This is a genomic window from Mucilaginibacter sp. 3215 (genome assembly GCF_050433785.1).
Lineage (GTDB): Bacteria > Bacteroidota > Bacteroidia > Sphingobacteriales > Sphingobacteriaceae > Mucilaginibacter.
The window spans coordinates 22,593-42,304 of the sequence record NZ_JBNPWO010000021.1; the positions used below are offsets into that span (position 1 = coordinate 22,593).

General features: G+C 43.8%; 14 protein-coding genes. 6 read left to right on the forward strand and 8 right to left on the reverse strand.

Annotated elements, in window-relative coordinates:
* The first annotated feature begins 5 nt into the window (after positions 1 to 5).
* Both ABIC84_RS23930 and ABIC84_RS23935 read left to right on the forward strand, forming a co-directional pair.
* Entirely contained in the window at positions 6 to 533 is a 528-nt protein-coding gene (locus ABIC84_RS23930; protein ID WP_373615301.1) for an RNA polymerase sigma factor, read from the forward strand.
* Position 534: 1 nt separating this feature from the next.
* Positions 535 to 1,362 carry an anti-sigma factor gene (locus ABIC84_RS23935; RefSeq protein WP_429265192.1) on the forward strand — a complete coding sequence of 276 codons (828 nt, stop codon included), beginning with the start codon at positions 535 to 537 and terminating at the stop codon, positions 1,360 to 1,362.
* Between the two features lie 345 nt (positions 1,363 to 1,707).
* On the opposite strand, the gene ABIC84_RS23940 is transcribed toward ABIC84_RS23935, so the two are convergent.
* Positions 1,708 to 3,213 (reverse strand): NAD(P)H-hydrate dehydratase, encoded by a 1,506-nt coding sequence (locus ABIC84_RS23940; RefSeq protein WP_429265193.1) that lies wholly within the window; start codon positions 3,211 to 3,213, stop codon positions 1,708 to 1,710.
* A 299-nt stretch (positions 3,214 to 3,512) separates the two neighbouring features.
* Here ABIC84_RS23940 and ABIC84_RS23945 point away from each other — a divergent pair, with 299 nt between their 5' ends.
* The 4 genes from ABIC84_RS23945 (at position 3,513) to ABIC84_RS23960 (ending at position 10,852) form a co-directional block, all read left to right on the forward strand.
* Positions 3,513 to 4,448 (forward strand): hydrogen peroxide-inducible genes activator, encoded by a 936-nt coding sequence (locus ABIC84_RS23945; protein WP_090531001.1) that lies wholly within the window; start codon positions 3,513 to 3,515, stop codon positions 4,446 to 4,448.
* A 313-nt stretch (positions 4,449 to 4,761) separates the two neighbouring features.
* Positions 4,762 to 7,176: a TonB-dependent siderophore receptor gene (locus ABIC84_RS23950; RefSeq protein WP_429265194.1), complete on the forward strand. Its 2,415-nt coding sequence runs from the start codon at positions 4,762 to 4,764 to the stop codon at positions 7,174 to 7,176.
* A gap of 85 nt (positions 7,177 to 7,261) precedes the next feature.
* Entirely contained in the window at positions 7,262 to 9,673 is a 2,412-nt protein-coding gene (locus ABIC84_RS23955; protein WP_429265195.1) for a TonB-dependent siderophore receptor, read from the forward strand.
* Positions 9,674 to 9,676: 3 nt separating this feature from the next.
* A complete protein-coding gene (locus ABIC84_RS23960) occupies positions 9,677 to 10,852 on the forward strand; it encodes a PepSY-associated TM helix domain-containing protein (protein WP_429265196.1) in 1,176 nt (391 codons plus the stop codon).
* Between the two features lie 50 nt (positions 10,853 to 10,902).
* Here ABIC84_RS23960 and ABIC84_RS23965 read toward each other — a convergent pair whose 3' ends face one another.
* From ABIC84_RS23965 to ABIC84_RS23995, 7 genes are all read right to left on the reverse strand, one after another.
* Complete coding sequence (locus tag ABIC84_RS23965; protein WP_429265197.1) at positions 10,903 to 11,934, reverse strand: 2Fe-2S iron-sulfur cluster-binding protein; 1,032 nt, start codon at positions 11,932 to 11,934, stop codon at positions 10,903 to 10,905.
* Between the two features lie 12 nt (positions 11,935 to 11,946).
* Entirely contained in the window at positions 11,947 to 13,398 is a 1,452-nt protein-coding gene (locus ABIC84_RS23970) for an amino acid permease (RefSeq protein WP_188834243.1), read from the reverse strand.
* Positions 13,399 to 13,578: 180 nt separating this feature from the next.
* Positions 13,579 to 14,190, reverse strand: a complete 612-nt coding sequence (locus tag ABIC84_RS23975) for a superoxide dismutase (protein ID WP_091172779.1) — start codon at positions 14,188 to 14,190, stop codon at positions 13,579 to 13,581.
* Between the two features lie 158 nt (positions 14,191 to 14,348).
* Positions 14,349 to 14,819 (reverse strand): nucleoside deaminase, encoded by a 471-nt coding sequence (locus ABIC84_RS23980; protein ID WP_176844544.1) that lies wholly within the window; start codon positions 14,817 to 14,819, stop codon positions 14,349 to 14,351.
* Positions 14,820 to 15,155 (reverse strand): tRNA-binding protein, encoded by a 336-nt coding sequence (locus ABIC84_RS23985; protein ID WP_091172783.1) that lies wholly within the window; start codon positions 15,153 to 15,155, stop codon positions 14,820 to 14,822. It lies immediately after the preceding gene.
* A gap of 215 nt (positions 15,156 to 15,370) precedes the next feature.
* Positions 15,371 to 16,459 carry an efflux RND transporter periplasmic adaptor subunit gene (locus ABIC84_RS23990; RefSeq protein ID WP_429265198.1) on the reverse strand — a complete coding sequence of 363 codons (1,089 nt, stop codon included), beginning with the start codon at positions 16,457 to 16,459 and terminating at the stop codon, positions 15,371 to 15,373.
* Positions 16,460 to 16,463: 4 nt separating this feature from the next.
* Entirely contained in the window at positions 16,464 to 19,709 is a 3,246-nt protein-coding gene (locus ABIC84_RS23995) for an efflux RND transporter permease subunit (protein WP_429265199.1), read from the reverse strand.
* Positions 19,710 to 19,712: the final 3 nt, after the last annotated feature.

Genomic DNA, 19,712 nt, shown 5'->3' on the forward strand with positions numbered 1-19,712 from the left:
TATCGATGTCGGAGGAAGAACTGGTGTTGTCATTGCGGCACCGGGAAAAAATTGCCGTCGAAGCTTTATATGATATGTATTCGGCCTCGTTATTCGGGGTTATATCACGAATTATAAATGACACCACTATAGCCGAAGATGTTTTACAGGAAACTTTTGTAAAGATCTGGCATTCCTTTTCAAGCTACAGTACTGAAAAAGGCCGTTTATTTACCTGGATGGTTAATATCGCACGCAACCTTGCAATTGATAAGACCAGATCGAAAGATTTTAAGAATCAGAATAAAAACCAGGATATTGAAAATAACGTAACTTTCATTGACGAGCAACGAAACACGGTTTACAAACCTGAGTTAATGGGGGTTAAAAATTTAGTGCAAACACTAAAACCTGAGCAAAGACTGATCATTGAGCTGGTTTATTTTAAAGGCTATACCCATGTGGAAGCTGCCGAAGAATTGGGCATTCCGTTGGGTACCATTAAAACCCGGTTAAGAATGGCTATCCAGGAACTCAGAAAACATTTTAATTGAAGTGGAAGATTTAAAAGCATATATTGAAACAGGGATACTGGAGCTTTACGTATTAGGGGATGTTACCCCTGCCGAAAAGCTACAGGTTGAAGAACTGGCTTCAAAGTACCCTGCTATTAAGGCAGAGCTTGCCGCAATTGAACGCTCAATGGAATTGTATGCCGGAGAAAACGCGATTGAACCCTCTGAATATTTACGTAGCCGCATATTGGGAAGCTTACTTACTAATTTTGGCGACGATAATGACTTTCCTACACAAACCCATACAGAACGGGAAAGCGTTATGGTTACACGGCCCGATAAAGAAAAAGAAATCAATTTTTATAAATACGCATTTGCCGCATGCCTTGTTTTATTGTTAGCAAGCGCAGCGGTTTTGTATAACCTTTACAACCGCCTTAATGATACCAATACCCGGCTAAATGCCATGCAATTGCAAAACCAGCATTTTAGTACTACGGTTAGCGCAAAGGATAACGAGCTGAACCTCTTACGGGATACCTCATTTAAACTGATCCGTCTGAAAGGAACAGAAAAATCGTCTGAGTCGGTGATGACCGTAGCCTTTAGCCCATCTAAACAAAAAGTGGTGATTGACATGGAAGGCCTTAAATTGCCTGCAAATGACCAAGCGCATCAATACCAGCTTTGGGCACTGGTGGGCGGTAAACCTGTTGATTTGGGTGTATTTGACGCCACAGCAGATTCAAGCGGATTCAAAAATATGAAAGCCATAGCCTCGGCCGATGCCTTCGCGGTAACGCTTGAACCAAGAGGTGGTAGTGAAAGTCCAACACTATCGCAAATGGTGGTAATGGGCAAATATTAAAGTGAAAAAGGGCCTCCCAGGGCTCAATAATGATTAAAAGCTTACATTTTGGGGAATAAATCCGAAAAAATGTAAGCTTTTCGATTTTTATACGTTAATTACTTGTATTTTGTGTAAACCTAAACTACACTGGGTTAATAATTTAACATTTTTTTAACGAAAACCCAAACCAATTATTAGTTTTTTTGTAACTAATAGGAACGTGTAAACGTCTTATGATTAGTTAGGACATAAACGAGAAACAGTGAACCTGATAACCCTAACTCCCGGATTTGAGTATTTAGTTCTTTATAAGATCAGTTAATAGTTAATTAAAACGGCTGTATGATACTTGCAGCCGTTTTTTTATGCCCTTAACTTTGCCATAGTAACAGGCAATTGCGCAATAAGCTTACCGGGTAAAACAACATGCATCCGGTTTGGCAATGCGAGTTCATCGCCGGCCTTACCGTGAATATAGGCACCAATGATGCAAGCCTGATCCGGCGGATACTTTTGCCCAAGCAACGCAGCTATTACGCCGGTAAGTACATCGCCCATACCTCCGCTTGCCATAGCAGCATTTCCTGATGAGTTAAAATAAGCTTTGCCATTGGGTGTAGCGATAATGGTATAATCATTTTTCAGCAGGATACACAGGTTTAATTCCCTTGCCTTTTTTATAGCGGTTTGCAGCCGTTGCCACCAACTGGTATGTTCACCAAAAAGCCTGTCAAACTCTTTCATGTGCGGGGTTAAGATACTCCCCGCCGGTAGCTGGGTTAATAATGTCTTATTTTCTGCAAGCAGGTTCAACGCGTCGGCATCAATAACCAGCGGCTGCTTATAGTTTTTGATGATTGCTTTTAATAATGTTAAGGCTTCGGCGTCCTTACCTAAACCAGGCCCCACAGCTATCGAGCTAAATTTATCCCATTCAATATCAGGCAACCCATCCTCGTCTCTAACTATGGCCATAATTTCGGGCAGATAACTGTTTAGTGCGGTTAAACCACTTTCGGGGATACAGGCAGTTGTCAGGCCGGCACCTGCGTGTGCTGCAGCTGATGAGCTTAATAGTGCCGCTCCCATGGTTTTTGCCTGCCCTGCAATAATCAGCACATGGCCAAAAGTGCCTTTATTGCTGAAACGATGACGTGGTTTTAGTATTTGTCTCACATCTTTCTCTTCAACAAGCTGGTATGTTGAATTTAACGACTGGATAAATTTTTCATTAATGCCAATATTCACGGCCTCCCAGCAATTGATATAAGGTGCCGATTCCGGTAACAGGAAATTGATTTTAGGCTGCTGAAAAGTAATTACAAGGTCGGCTTTTATTGCAATGGTATCCCTGGCTACCTCCCCTTCCGAAAAAAAACCTGTGGGTACATCAACAGCAACAACTGTTCGGCCCAAATCATTAATGAACTTAACCAGCCGTTCATAATTGCCGGTGAGCGGTTTGTTCAAGCCGCTGCCAAGCAGGGCGTCAATAATTACCGGGCTGCTATCCGCCGGGATCTCTTCATCTTTGGCAAGTTCTTTTATAGATACGCAAGTTTGTTTTAGCCTTTCAAAATTGATGTTAAAATCCTCCGATGCCTTATCAGAAAACCGGGCTATTACAACGTTGAGCCTATTATAATGATGATCACATAAAATACGCGCAATGGCAAGCCCGTCGCCGCCATTATTCCCTGTACCACAGTAAAAAGTTATCGGCTCGTTTTTATCGGGGAAACGGTTAACGAACCAACCCACAAAAGCTTTTGAGGCACGTTCCATCAAATCAATAGAAGCAACAGGTTCATTAGCGATAGTATAAGCATCGCCCTCGCGAATTTGTTCGGCAATTAATAAAGGAAGCATATATCCTAAAGTAAGGATTTAATGGTTTTGTTTTAAGAGAAATTATTGGCAGAGATACCGAACTGCGGAACAAATAACAATATCCAAAAATCCGGCTGCAAAATTATTTTAACAGAAGGACTGGCAAGCTGTTTTACAATATTTAAGTGGCCGTTTACGGGACTTTAGTTTATTAGAAATGCGGGTATTTAACATCTTTTTTGTTTTCACATTAGTTACATTTATAATCCAGCCTTGCGAAATATTTGAATAGATAAAATCAATATTTATTACCTTTACATAGCATTTATCTATATTACATGACTATCACACAACTGGAGTATATTGTGGCTGTTGATACCTATCGCAGCTTTGTTTTGGCAGCCGAAAAATGTTTTGTTACCCAACCAACATTAAGTATGCAGGTACAAAAACTGGAGGATACGCTTGGCGTTAAGATCTTTGACCGAAGCAAACAACCCGTTGTGCCTACCGAAATAGGGATTGAAATAATTACCCAGGCACGTGTAATGCTATCTGAGAGCGAAAAGATCAAGGAAATTATATCCGACAGGCAAAAGGAACTATCGGGCGAATTACGGGTAGGCATTATCCCTACCGTTTCACCCTACATATTACCCAAAATCATCCATGGCTTTATTGAAAAATATCCGCAGGTAAAACTGATTGTATGGGAACAAACTACCGAAGAGATCATTCAACAGCTAAAACTTGGTATGCTTGACTGCGGCATCCTTTCTACCCCACTTCATGAAAACAACCTTACCGAAATCCCTGTATTTTATGAAAATTTTGTAGCCTATGTATCCAAAAACAGCAAACTTTCTAAAAAGAAAAATATTGTGCCGGATGATATAGATATGGAGGAGATCTGGATCCTGAACGAAGGCCATTGTATGCGCGAGCAGGTTTTAAATATTTGCCAGCGACGGAAATCAACCCGTGGCTTTCAGCATTTTGAATACAATACCGGCAGCGTTGAAACCCTAAAACGCATGGTCGACCAAAATAACGGGGCTACCATCCTCCCCGAGTTGGCTCTGTCTGAGCTTACCGAAAAGCAACTGGACAAGGTGCGCTATTTTAAATCACCCGAACCTGCCCGTGAGGTAAGCATTGTGATACAGCGCAACTTTTTAAAACGCCGCATGATTGAAGCACTAAAAGCTGAAATCCTGGAATTTGTACCAAAGCGGATGAAAAGCAAAAAGAAAAAGGAAGTGATGGATATTTAGTAATTGCTTATCTATCTACCAGACTCACGAAGTTTGGGGGACTTCGCAAGTCTTCATTAGATGATGACAGCCTTCAGGATCATAGAAGGAACCCGTTTACATGATTCTTAAATTTAACTACTCTTTTTCTGAATAATTTCGGTGGTATTGCTTTGACAATCCCTTACCGGATTAGCAATTTTCCATTCTTATATCCGCAAGCATCTGAACAACAGGTACATTAAGTGTACTATTTAGATTTATTATAAATAATTTGCATTATAACACCTACCTGACTACTTTTGCGCTATTATTTATATTTAGTCTAAATAAAATGGATCAACCCAAACCATCATTCTCAAAAATCTTTTCACTTTCATTTATAGTGCTACTTATAGGCACCATCCCGGCCCTTGCCCAGCAAGCCAGAGGCATCCTTAAAGGTAAAATTGTCACCATAAAAAATGGGCCTGCCGAAAACGTTTCGGCAGTACTTAAAGGCACCAGGTACGGTACCATAACCGATGAAAACGGCTTATTTGAAATTAAAGCCCCGCAAGGAGATTATATACTTGTAGTATCTGAAGTTGGCACAAAAGGACAGGAAAAACCAGTAACCGTAACAGCCGGGCAAACAACTGTGTTGCCTGTTATTACTGTTGATCATACTATTCATGGTTTGCAGGAAGTAAATATAAATGCTAATAAAACCAATAAATTTAAACGTTCACGAAGCGAGGATGTTGCCAAAATGCCTTTAAGCAACCTCGAAAACCCACAAGTTTATAATACCATAAGCAGCCAATTGATGCAGGAACAATTGATATTTTCTGTTGATGATGCTATAAAAAATGCCCCTGGGATCCAAAAAATGTGGGAAGCTACCGGTCGTGGCGGCGATGGCGGCGCTTATTATAATAGCAGGGGCTTTATTGTACAAAGTACCATGCGTAACGGCATTGCAGGGATTATAACTAATGGCATTGACGCGGCTAACATCGACAGGATTGAGATTATTAAAGGCCCCTCTGCTACTTTATTCGGAAGTTCTTTAACCTCATATGGCGGCCTGATCAACCGTGTTACCAAGAAACCTTATGATACATTTGGCGGAGAAGTGAGCTTATCTGGCGGCAATTTTGGTTTTTACCGGGGCAGCGCCGATATTAACACTCCGCTCGATAAAGATAAAAAGATACTCTTCCGTTTAAATACTGCTTTTAATCATGACGGTAGTTTCCAAAACAACGGCTTTTCGCGGAATGTGGTTATTGACCCAAGCATTGTTTATAAGGCTTCCGACAGGTTAACCATTAGTGCCGATGCTGAACTGTCATATGGTACCAATATCGGAAAATCTATTTTCTTTTTCCCTTACGGACAAACCATCGATGCCCTGGGTTACCGTCGTGCCGATCAGCTCAAGCTCGACTACAAACAAAGCTATCATGGAAATGACCTGACTCAAACGTCACAAAACAGGAATTTTTATGGCGAAGTAAAATACAAGATCTCCAACGCCTGGACAACACGTACCAACCTGAGCCTCACCCATAGCTATTCGAACGGCTTTGGCCCTTACTACTACCTGTTGCCAGGCGATTCTATTTCCCGTAACGATCAGTCAACCCGCAAAAGTAAAGATGACATGATCGAGATCCAGCAAAACTTTAACGGCGACTTCAAAATAGGTAAATTCCGTAACCGGTTTGTAGGCGGCCTGGACTTCTTCAGGGAAAACTCGCAGCAATATTTTTTTGGCAGTACGCTCGATACTATATCTGTAACCGGCAATCAAAACTACCGCAATTTCAACAAAGCGGCTATGGACGCCCTTTATGCTACCGGCATTTATGGTTTTACCTACCCTTCCATGTTTAAACGGAATACCTACAGCGCTTATATCTCTGATGTGTTTAATATTACGGATCAACTGATAGCATCGGCAGGTTTACGCGTAGACAGGTTTGACAACAAAGGCAACTATGACCCAACAACTCAAACCACATCCGGGGCATATAAGCAAACCGCCTTTTCGCCAAAATTTGGTTTGGTTTACCAACCCGTTAAAGACCACATATCGCTGTTTGCCAATTATCAAAACAGCTTTAACAACAAAACCGGTACTACCGAAAACAACCAACCGCTTAAGCCTGAGCAAGCCAATCAAATTGAAGGTGGCGTAAAACTTGACCTCTTCGATGGTAAATTGAGCGGTACGGTAAGTTACTATGATATCAAAGTGAAAAATATCGTACGTCCTTCCACCATAAATCCCATTCTTTCGGTACAGGACGGAACCCAATACAGCAAAGGTTTTGAAGCCGAAGTAATAGCCAACCCAATAATTGGCCTTAACATCGTAGCAGGTTTTTCATATAATGATTCAAAGCTTACCAAAAGCGCCGATGCAGGCGTTGAAGGTCTTCGGCCAGCAACCGCCTCGTCGCCATATCTGGCAAATTTTTGGATAAGCTACAAATTTCATCAAGGTGCAGTGAAAGGTTTTGGTTTGGGTTTCGGCGGCAACTATGCCAGCGATAATAAGATCGTAAACAGCCGGACCATTGGGGTATTTACCCTGCCGGCTTACACCGTATTAGGAGCATCAGCATTTTATGATACTAATAAATACCGGTTTGGCGCTAAGCTTGACAACCTTACCAATGAAAAATACTGGATAGGTTACACCACCATTAACCCTCAAAAACTAAGAAGTTTTGCATTAAGCGCAACCTATAAATTTTAAAACAGCCATTAAATAAAAAGCAGGAGTGTATTACAGTTCCTGCTTTAAGTTAACAACCCTATCATTCCTGTTAATCCTGAATAAAATGTCCAAATCCATACACTCTTTCTGTAAGCTTCCTCCTCTTTTATTATGTGCAGTTTTGCTGCTCTTCAACATACCCGCGCTGGCCGAGGTAAAACCCGGCACCATAACCGGCACAATCACGACTGCCGATGGCCAAACCGTTCCCGGTGTAACCGTAAGCCTTAAAGGTAATGGCATATCCGCAGGCACGGTTACCAGCGAAAGCGGAAGGTTTACCTTTAACAAGGTAAAACCGGGCAGCTACACCATTAAAGTAACGTTTGTGGGCCTGGCTTCTGAAGAAAAAGCAGTTGAACTGGCCGATGGACAACGCGTTACCGTAAACTTTATGCTGCGCGAAAACGCCAACCAAATTGGTGAGGTCTTAATTTCGGGCAGGAAACAAAAATATAAGATCGACGACCCCTCACCCAGCCTGAGGTTAAACGAGCCTTTACTTGAAGTGGCACAAAATATCCAGGTGGTATCTTCCGACCAGATCAAGGACCAGCAGATCTTTAACATGCTCGAAGGCGTATCGCGCAATGTGAGCGGCTTAACCATGCAGGAGCATTGGGGCAATTATGCCCGTGTAAATGCCCGTGGCGACAGGCTTGCACCTTTCCGCAACGGTATGAACATCGAAGCTACCTGGGGCCCGCTAACCGAGGATATGTCATTTGTTGACAGGATTGAATTTGTAAAAGGCCCTGCTGCATTCATGCTGGCCAACGGCAACCCCTCGGGTTTTTATAACGTAGTTACCAAAAAGCCTACCGGCACTACCAGCCAGGTATTCAGTTTTACTGCAGGCAGTTTTAACAGCTACCGTGCCACTGCCGATTTTGACGGCGTACTTACTAAAAACGGTAAACTGCAATACCGCCTCAACCTGATGGGCCAGCTTTCAAAATCATGGCGCCCGTATGATTTTACCAACCGTACGGCTATCGCTCCCGTATTACGCTACAAATTCGACAGCAAAAATACCCTCACTGCCGAGTATACCTACCAGTACCAGCGCATGAATGCCTTTGGTACCGCCTACCTGTTCTCCACTGATGGCTATGCAACACTGCCGCGCAACTTTACTAACGCGCCTTCAAATTCGCCATCATCGGGCATCCGGGACCAAAGTGCGTTTTTAACTTATGAGCATACCTTTAACAGCAAGTGGAAAGTTACCGCGCAGGGTGCTTATTTTTATTATAAGCAAACGGCATATAGCTATTGGATAAACAGCATCAGCAGCAACGGCGATGTTGACCGTAACCTTGGTTTATGGGATGCTGTTAACAAAAACAAATTTGCCCAGGCTTTTTTAAACGGCGAATTTAATACAGGCAAAGTTGTTCACCGCCTGTTAAGCGGCCTTGATATTGGCGACAAGTACTACATTCCGGATTATTTTCAATCAGGCTCGCTTGATCCTGATCCCGCAAACCCTTTCAATATCCACAATCCAAATAATGGCCCTGTTACTTTACCTGTGTTTGATAGATCGGTTCCGCTTAGCGAACGTGGTAAAAACGCTGTAAATACCGAAAAATATCAATCATTTTATGTACAGGATGAGTTGGGCTTTTTTGATCAGAAATTGCGTTTAACTGTAGCCGGTCGTTACACCCATGCCACTACAACCGATCCTTATGCCGGCGATACCAAAGGGCATAAATTTACGCCCCGTTTTGGGTTAAGTGTTAACATTGATCCCACTACAACTACTTATGCGGTATATGATCAATCTTTTGTGCCGCAAACAGGTAAAGTATACAGCGGCCAAAAAGTTAAGCCTATTACAGGCAACAACATGGAGCTCGGTTTAAAACGCGACTGGTTTGATGGAAAGTGGAATACTACCTTATCTGCTTACCAGATACTTAAAAACAACCAGTTGGTAACCGACCCCGACAAACATGGTGAATCTGCAGCAAATTACGTTTTGCAATTAGGTCAAACTAAAACAAAAGGTGTTGAATTTGATGCCCGCGGCGAAATCATAACGGGCCTGAGCCTGATGGTTAACTATGCGTATACCGATTCGAAGATCTCTAAAGATACCGACCCTGCAAATGTTGGCAATCCTGTTCCCGGCTTTGCAAAACATGTTACCAATGCCTGGTTAACATACCGTTTACAGCACGGCAGCTTAAAAGGTTTGGGCTTTTCAACCGGATATCAGTGGCAGCTTGACCGCCTGCCATGGAGCCTCGGCACAGGCACTTCTGATCTGCCAAACTACTTCCGTTTAGATGCAGGCGCATCCTACCAGATCAAGAAGATGAGTTTTGCGTTAAATGTAAATAACGTGCTTAACAAATACCTTTATTCAGGTGGTCATGAGGGGTTGAGCACCGACGGCAAAACTGTTTATAGCTGGCAGGCAGAAGCACCAACAAACGTACGTTTAAGTATCGGTTACAAATTTTAATGAATGACACCTTTTAAAAAAACACTGTTGTTTATACATCGCTGGCTTGGATTTATATCCGGGCTGGTGGTATTTATAGTAAGTATAACTGGCTGTATCTTTTGCTTTCAGGACGAGATCCAGGATGCGATACACAGTTACCGTAAGGTTGATATACAAGATAAACCCTACATAGCACCATCAATACTTAAAGCCGAAGCACTGAAAGACCGTAAAGGTGCTACCGCCAGTTATGTTTACTATTACGGAATCGGTCGCCCTGCAGGGGTATTGGTAACGGACAAGAAAGAGGGCCTCCTTTTTGTATATCTGAATCCTTATACAGGTAAGATCACCCATACCGAAAGCCCTACCACAAACTTTTTTATTATTGTTGAATATATTCACCTGTACCTGTTGCTGCCGGCTAATATAGGCACCCTGGTAGTAGGCATATCGGTAATAGTTTTTGTGATGCTGATGATCACCGGTATTGTACTCTGGTGGCCCAAACGTAAAAGCGACCGCAAACGCAGCTTTACTATTAAATGGGCTGGCCGCTGGCGCCGTGTTAATTACGACCTGCATAATGTTTTGGGCTTTTATGCCACCAGCGTAGCCATTATATTGGCTATAACAGGTCTGTCAATATCATTTGACTGGATGCGTGAAGCTATTTACACGGCTGCTAATCTTGGCAAAGCGCATCCCGAAGAAAAGGTAGTTTTCAAGTCTGATTCGTTATTGAACGGTAAAATGGATACCATCCAGGTTATCAATAAAGCATATTTATCAGCCAAAGCCGCCTCGCCAAATGCCGAAATGTTTTTAATTTATGACGATGCTGCTAAAGCCGGTGCCATAGGCGTAACCGCATACGCGCAAGCCCTGCACTACTATAAAAGTGATAGCTATTCTTTCGATAAATATACCGGCAAATTATTGAACCGTACCGCGCATGAGCAAAAAAGTGCCGGCATGAAAATGAATAATATGAATTATGATGTTCACGTAGGGCAAATCTTAGGCCTTCCCGGTAAGATCATTGCTTTTTTGGCCAGTTTGATTTGTGCAAGCTTGCCAATCACCGGCTTTATCATCTGGCTGGGCAAACGCAAAAAATCCAAATCAAAAAAGGTAAAAACGGTGGTGCATAGAAGGACGGTAGGCAACATTTGCCAACCGGCCGTTGATTTTTGATACACTGATTACGTTGATTATTCTTTCCGCTTCCTGATATAGCTCCCCCTTTAGGGGGCTGGGGGGCCAATAATCACCTCATCATCCAAGGGATGCCCGGTGCAGGTCAAGATCCATCCTTGTGCAAGATCCGCTTCGGTAAGTACATCATTCTTCACCATTTCAACTTTGCCGCCGGTGCATTTAACCATGCAGGTAGAGCATATTCCTCCCCGGCAGCTATAAGGTAAAGGGATATTGTTTTGCAGGGCAGCCTGAAGTATGGATTGGTTTTCGCCCACCACAATATCATGTAGCTCGCCACGGTATTTTATTTTGATGTTTTTAGGTGGAAAGTTAGTAAAGCTGCTTGTTACGGCAACTGTTTCGAGCACAAAATTTTCGCGGCGGATCTTTGCCTGATCAATCCCCATATACACCAGGTCGAACCGGATCATTCGCATAAAAGCAAACGGGCCGCAAAGGTAAAACTCAGCATTTGCCAGGTTAAAACTGGTGTATTGCTTAACCAGCTTTTCTACCTTATCGGGGTTGAGGCGGTTACCTTCGCTGCTAAGCAGGTAAATGATCGTCAACCTTTCGGGGTGTCCGGCTGCCAGTTTATCCAGCTCGTTTTTGAATAAAATGGAAGCGGCATTTTGATTACTATAAATGAGGGTTAGCCTGCTTTTACCCTCCCGGTTTAAAATATATTTCAGTTGCGAAAATATAGGGGTAATGCCGCTGCCGCCCGCAAATAAAAACAGATCCTTTTCCTGCTGATGGTCACTGATGATAAAACGGCCGGCAGGGGCTAATGCTATTAACTCATCGCCTTCCTTTATTTTAGTGAGCATAAACCTGGAGATTTCACCGTTGGTAATGCGCTTAATAGTTATTGCAGGGTATTGTTCATCGGGCGACGAGCTTAACGAATACGAGCGCCTGATCTCTTCCTGCCTGTGGTTAAATATCAGCGTGATGAACTGCCCTGCGGTATAAGGGATAAGATTACCATCAATACTGCTCAAATAAAATGTAGCCGTATCTGGAGTTTCCCATTTTATGTGTTCAACTTTTAGTTTTAAAATCTCTTCGGTCATCAATTGATGGCGTTATTGTTTATCTGCAAGCATTTTGCGGATAACGCTGTTCTTTTTGCCGTAAGTATAGTAGATAACCAAACCAATTGCAAGCCAAATGACCAAACGCAACCAGGTATCGCCGGGTAGAAACGTCATCATGGCAAAACAGGTCAGGATACCCAGCACCGGCACCAATGGCACAAGGGGTGTTTTAAACGGCCGGTGAATATCGGGCTGCTGCTTTCGTAAAATAAGCACACCGGCGCAAACCATAACAAATGCCAGCAGGGTACCAATACTGGTCATTTCACCAACCACGCGTATCGGAACAAATGCGGCAAAGAGGGCTATAAAAGCGCAAAGCATAATATTCGATTTCCAGGGTGTGCGAAATTTGGGATGCACTTCTGAAAAAACCTTCGGCAGCAAACCATCTTTCGACATAGAGAAAAACACACGCGATTGGCCCAACAGGTCGACCAAAATCACCGAGGTATAACCTATTAAAATAGCCAGCACAATAGCTTTGCTCAACCACTGGTAATGCGTTTTTTCAATGGCGATGGCAACCGGTGCGCCCGAGCCTATAAATTCCTTATAGTTGGCCATGCCGGTCATTACGTGCGCAAATACAATAAAAAGTACCGTACAGATCAGCAGCGAGCCGATGATCCCGATAGGCATATTGCGCTGCGGGTTTTTGGCCTCCTGCGCCGCGGTTGATACAGCATCAAACCCAATAAACACGAAAAACACTAACCCCGCCCCTCTCAATATGCCCGACCAGCCATAATCACCCCAAACACCTGTATTTTGCGGGATATAGGGATGATAGTTTTGCGGGTTAATAAATGACCACCCAACCGCGATAAACACCAACACCACGCCCACTTTCAAAGTTACAATAATGGCATTAACCAATGCCGAACCTTTTGTACCCCGGATAATGATACTGGTAACCAAAATTACAATGAGCGCAGCGGGCAAATTGATGATCCCGTTAATGATATCACCATTTGCTGCTTTTGCAGTTTCAAAAGGCGAAAGTGTAAGCTGTGGAGGCAAATACAGATCAAACCAGGATAAAAACTTAGTAAGGTATTGCGACCAGCTGATGGCCACTGTTGCTGCGCCAACGGCATATTCAAGCGCAAGGTCCCAGCCTATGATCCATGCAAAAAGCTCGCCCATGGTAGCATACGAATAGGTGTAAGCGCTCCCCGCAACAGGTATCATGGCCGAAAACTCGGCATAGCAAAGGGCAGCAAAAGCGCAGCCAACAGCAGCAATTAAAAAAGAAATAGTTACCGCAGGGCCCGAATGCTGGCCCGCCGCTATACCGGTTAAGGAAAATAAACCGGCCCCTATAATGATGCCTATCCCAATTAAAATAAGGTTAACGGGCCCAAGCGAGCGTTTTAATGAATGTTCCCCCTCCTCCTTCGATTCGCGGAGCAGGGTTTCTATGGGCTTTTTGATCATGATATAAAAAAGTCCACAAAGTTAGTAGATTATTGCAGGGATTAAGCGTGGGTGTATAATTGGAAGGTAAATAAACAAACTTCTCGGGCTCGTTACAAACGAGCGCAAGAGTTATGAAGTAAAACAAAAGCGGCAGAACCATCAGATCCTGCCGCTTTAAATTTATGAGCTTAAATAATATTAAGCGGTTGCTTTTGCGTAAAGCTCGGCAACGTGATTCCAGTTGATCACATTCCAGATAGCTGCTAAGTAATCCGGACGACGGTTTTGATATTTCAGGTAGTAAGCATGCTCCCAAACGTCGATACCTAAAATTGGGGTACCTTTAACTTCAGCGATGTCCATTAATGGGTTGTCCTGGTTAGGAGTGGAAGTTACAGCTAATTTTTTATCGGCAGTAACAATTAACCATGCCCAGCCAGAACCAAAACGGGTTGCACCTGCTTCAGATACTTTGGTTTTGAAATCGGCAAATGAACCGAAAGTGCTTTTGATAGCATCAGCTAAAGCGCCCGTAGGCTCGCCGCCACCGTTTGGTGATAACAAGGTCCAGAACAAAGTATGGTTGTAGTGACCACCGCCATTGTTACGCACAGCAGCGGGGAATTTAGAGATATTTTTAATGATATCATCGATATTGCTTTCAGCCTCAGGCTTACCTTCCAAAGCTTTGTTTAAATTGGTAACATAAGCCTGGTGGTGTTTGCCATGGTGAATTTCCATGGTCAGTTTATCAATGTGCGGTTCCAGAGCATCAGTAGCGTAGGATAACGCCGGTAGGGTAAATGCCATAATTTTAGTTGTTTATTTTAAAGTTTACTGTTTGTTGTGACGTAACAAATATAAGCGTTGATTGAAGTTTTTGTTCTAAATAATTGTCATGTTTTCTTTTAGTTAATAGTTGATGGTTCATAGCTATTTTTATTACTATGATCCATGAACCATCAACCCTACTTCCGCTTACTTTTAAAAAAATCTTTCACCAGCTGGCTGCATTCAGCTTCGCGGATACCGCCGGTGATCACTGTTTTGGGATGGGTTATTTTTTGGTTGATGCGGCCGAACCCGAGTTTGTTATCATAGGCCCCAAAAACGATCTTACTTACCTGGAACCAGTATGAAGCCCCGGCACACATTACACAGGGCTCCATAGTAACGTACAGCGTACAGCCTTGCAGGTATTTGCCTCCAATTAAATTAGCGGCCGCAGTAAGGGCCTGCATTTCGGCATGGGCCGATACATCGTTAAGCCGTTCGGTAAGATTGTGCCCTTTTCCTATAATGCGGCCATTGTAAACCACAATTGCCCCTATCGGGATTTCATCTTCCTCCAATGCATAGCGGGCTTCTTTTAACGCCTCGCCCATAAAATATTCATCGGGCGATATAGAGGCCTCATCCTCAAAACTGATATATCTCATTTAAATAAGTTTGCTGCCGTTTGGCACAGGCTTTTCAACAGCGGTTAACACAATGTCTCCGTTCTCGTCGGCGAAACCGGTAACCAGGAACTCCGACATGAAATTGGCGATCTGCTTTTTAGGAAAATTAACCACGCCTACAATTTGCCTGCCCACCAGCTCTTCTTTGGTATAATGCTTCGTGATCTGTGCGCTCGACCACCTGACACCAAACTCACCGAAATCGACCCTTACCTTGAAGGCAGGTTTACGGGCTTCCGGGAAATCAATTGCTTCCAATACAGTGCCTACACGTAGTTCTACTTTTTCAAAATCATGCCAGGTGATGGTTTCCATAGGGGCAAAGGTAAAAAAATATGTCTCTCCCTCTTCTCCAAAAGCTGCCCTTGCCTCAATTTTAAGTAAAGGGTTTGATATGGACATTAGTAAACAAAATCAATGCGTCATGTATCATGAACTAATGAGTTATAACAATGAAACGCAACAACTCTGCCCTTGAGGCCGGATGTAAAAGCGTTGTTCCAAACCGCTTAGCCATTGCCTCTAACTCGTCAATTAATATTCGTCCCGTCCTTCACCTCATCGCTGGCATTTTTAAGAATGATATCGTTGGCCTTCAGGTTTCCAAACACTTCGGTTGAGTCATGTCTGGATAATCCTTCCTTTATATCAATTAATGCTGCCTTGCCGTCTTTTACGGCTATTACATATTCCCTCTCGGTTGACCTGATGATGGCATTGTTGGGCACTAACAACGATTTGGCGCCCGAAAGCATCGGGATCTTTACTTCGGCATACATTCCCGGTTTTAGTATTCCATTTTGGTTTTGTACGTCTATTTCAATAGCTTCAGAACGCATACTCCCTAAAGCATTGGCCGAGCGACTGATTTTGGCTGTTTGTTCCTGCCCCGGCATAGCATTAAAAGTGAATTTTACCTGCTGCTTTAAGTCAACTTTGTCTACGAAATCTTCGGGGATGTAAACCTCTAAACGCAGCTTGCGGGTATCCTGCAAAATAAGCATAGGCAGGTCTGTACCTTTACCCGGGGCCACCAAAGCTCCCGGAGATACGTTACGCTGAATGATCATGCCATCAAAAGGAGCACGAATGTTCAGGTAATCCTGCATGGTGCGTACAGATGCTACGATCGAGCTTTCTGAACGGGCCATTGCGTCATCAGCTTTCATTTTTGCTAAAGCGTTATCCAATTCAAGCGGCGACACCGAACCGGGCTCTTTCGCAGCCTCTTTTAAACGCTGATACTTTTCCTTACTGGCAACAGCATTTTCCTTAGCTTGCATATACCGCGAATCCGCAGCCTGCAGTTGCGACTCCATTTCCGGCGCTTCTAAGGTGACCAGTAATTGTCCCTTTTTAACCAAGGTACCACGGTCAACAAAAACGGTTTTTACAAACCCGTTCACTTTCGGGAACAGGTTCACCTCATTATAGGGCTTTAACTGGCCCGGAAGGCGGGCTTCGCTTGACAGTGCTTTTTCCGACACTTTCCCAGTTTCATATTCGCTTGCTTTTTGGGTGGATTTTTTGGTTTCTGTGAGGTCCACCGGTTTTTGATTGCCTGCACATGCGGCCATTAAACTGATACTGCTTAGCAGTACAATATATTTTAGTTTCATAATATTAGCTATTGGAGGTTTCAAGTTGTTGAGGATCATTAACATTTACGTCCTTCATTAAGGACGGTGAATCATAAGTGGTTTTTTGCTGTACCCAGGCAAATACCTGCGGTAGTATAAACAGCGCGGCTAATGTTGAGGCAAATAAGCCGCCTATCACCGCGCGGCCCAATGGCGCGGTTTGCTCGCCGGCTTCCCCCATCCCGGATGCCATCGGGATCATACCTGCCATCATGGCCAAACTGGTCATGAGGATTGGCCTTAACCTGATGGACGCACTGGTAATGGCTGCCCTTGTAGAGTCTTGATAATCCAGTCTCAGGGTTTCAGCATTGGTTACGATCAGGATGGCGTTTGCCACCGATACCCCTGTAGACATGATCATACCCATATAGCTTTGCAGGTTAAGTGTTGAACCGGTAAGCAGTAATGCTGTTAGCGATCCCAATATTACTGCCGGTACGGTAGATAGTACTGTAAGGGATAGTTTAAACGATTGGTAGTTAGCGGCCAGCAATAAAAAGATCACCAAAATGGCAAACATCAAACCGTTCTGCAAGCTGTCGAGCGTTTCTGTCAACAAGCTCGACATACCCTTAACTTCAGCAATCAGGCCTTTAGGCGGTGCTCCGACAGATTTGATTACCTGCTGCACCGCGGCAGTAGCAGTGCCCAAATCCTTCTTGTAAATATTGGCGCTCACGGTTAAGAAGCGGCGCGGGCCAGTACGGTCATATTCACCAGGAACGTAATTAACCTTAAAGCTGGCGATATCACCCAGTACAGGTGTACTTTGGCCTTTCACCAGTGGGATCTCTTTCAACTCATCCATGGTATTCATCACATACTCTGGAATTTGCACCTGTACCTGGTAGGTATAGGCCGATTTATCATCCAACCAAAGGTTTTTCTCGGTAAAACGGCTTGATGATGTACTTGCTGTAACCGAGCGGGCAACATCCTTAATATCCAGGCCTAATTGAGCAGCTTTCAACCTGTCGAGCGTTATTGCCACCACAGGAAACTTTAAAGGCTGGCTGATCTGCACATCCCGCAGATAGCTGATCTTTTTAAGTCCGGCCAAAACTTTGTTCGAGTAACCTTCTATCTGCGCCATATCCTTACCCGCCACCCTTATTTCGATAGGTGTGGATGCACCCTGGCTCATGATCTTTTCGGTCATGTCGATAGGTTCAAAAGTGATGCGGAGATCGGGCATGCGCGATGCTATGTTTTTACGGAGTGCATCTTTAAGCTCATCCATATTGATGTGGTAATCCTCATCAAGGTTAACCTGTAATACCGCTTCATGTGTACCGGTATTAAATACATAAAGGTTGCTGGTGCCATAGCTGCTTGGCACAATGCCTACATAAGCCGATGTAATAGCCACATGATGGTTCACCGTGCTGTCAATGATTTGCAAAACCTGTTTCAGCCCGTCTTCCGTACGTTCAAGTCTTGTGCCATCCGGCTCTTTGATCCTGATCTGAAACTGGCCGTTGTTGAGCTTCGGCATCATATCTTTTCCAATAGTAACAAAGCAAACACCGGCCAACCCCAAAACAACCACGAGATAAACAGGCACTATTAGCTTTTTATTAGGCATCCAGCGTTCAATGATGTGTATAAAACGGATCTTTATCCGTTCAAACAGGTCATTCTTTTCGGGATGGTTTTGCTCCTGCTGCAGGTGATGGTTTACCTGCCCTTCTTCGGGCCGGTCTAAAGCTTCGCCGGCATGGGCATGCAATTTCCCATGTTCATAATGCTGATAGGTTTCGGCTTTGATAAGCCAGTTTGATAAAATAGGCACCAGTGTTTGCGCTATGATGTACGATACGATCATCGTTAAGCCAATAGATAGCGACAGGGGTAAAAACATCGCTTTAGGCACGCCGTTCATCATAAACGATGGCGCGAATACTGCAAGGATACACAGCAGGATGAGCAATAGGGGGAACGAGATTTCCTGACAAGCATCATAAATAGCCTGTGCTTTGCTTTTGCCCATCTCCAGGTGCTGGTGAATATTTTCGATGGTTACTGTAGCCTGGTCAACCAAAATGCCTATGGCGAGGGCAAGCCCGCTCAATGTCATGATATTGATGGTTTGGCCGAATAAGCCTAAAAGTAATACACCTAACAAAATAGATACCGGGATAGTAATCACCACGATCAAACTACTTCGCCAGTCGCGCAAAAACAATAATACCATCAGGCCGGTGAGCAATGCGCCCAGACCGCCTTCTGTCATAAGGCTCTTTACCGCGTTTATCACAAATATGGATTGATCAAACTCATACGAGATTTTAACGTCATCGGGTAAAAGGCCCTGAATTTCCGGAATCTTCTTTTTCAAAGCCTGTACCACACTCCAGGTACTGGCATCGGCGGTTTTTACTACCGGCAAATAAACAGAGCGCTTGCCATTAATCAATGCATAATCAACCGTAACATCGGTAGCATCGGCAACACGGGCTACATCTTTTACCAAAATGGGAACGCCGTTTTTGGTAACTACGGGGATATTGCCAAATTCATCTGTTTGGTTAATCAACGTATTAACCGTAGTTACAAACATAGTGTTGCCTAACCTTAAATTACCCGAAGGCGACATCACATTGAACTTAGCCAACGCACTTACTACCTCATCGGGCGTCAAGCCGTAACTTCTTAATTTATTTGGATCAACGTTTAAGGTGATGGACCTGGCGTTTGAGCCAAACGGCGGCGGGGCCGATAAGCCGGGAACAGTAGCAAACATCGGCCTTACTTTAGTAGCAGCCATATCATAAATATCCTTCAGGCTGCGATTGGGGGCGGATAGTACCAATTGCCCAACAGGCAACGATGAAGCATCAAACCTTACAACCTGCGGTGGCAGCGCTCCCGGCGGGAAAAAGCTCATTACGCGGCTTACCTGCAAAGCCACCTGGGCCTGTGCTTCGGCCATGTCTGTACTCTCGTAAAAACTCAGCTTAACCATAGTTAAACCCTGGATGTTTTTACTGGTAACGCTTTTGATGCCGTTCACATACAGAAACTGGTCTTGCAAACGGGTTGAAAAGAAACCCTCCATTTGCTGCGGCGACATACCGCCATATGATTCAATAACATAAATGGTGGGCAGGTTTAATTTTGGGAAAATATCTATCGGTATTTTTATAGCACTAAGCACTGCAAAGATGAGCAGGCTCAAGGTAACCACCACCGTTGTGATGGGCCGTTTAAGTGCGGATGTGACCATTGA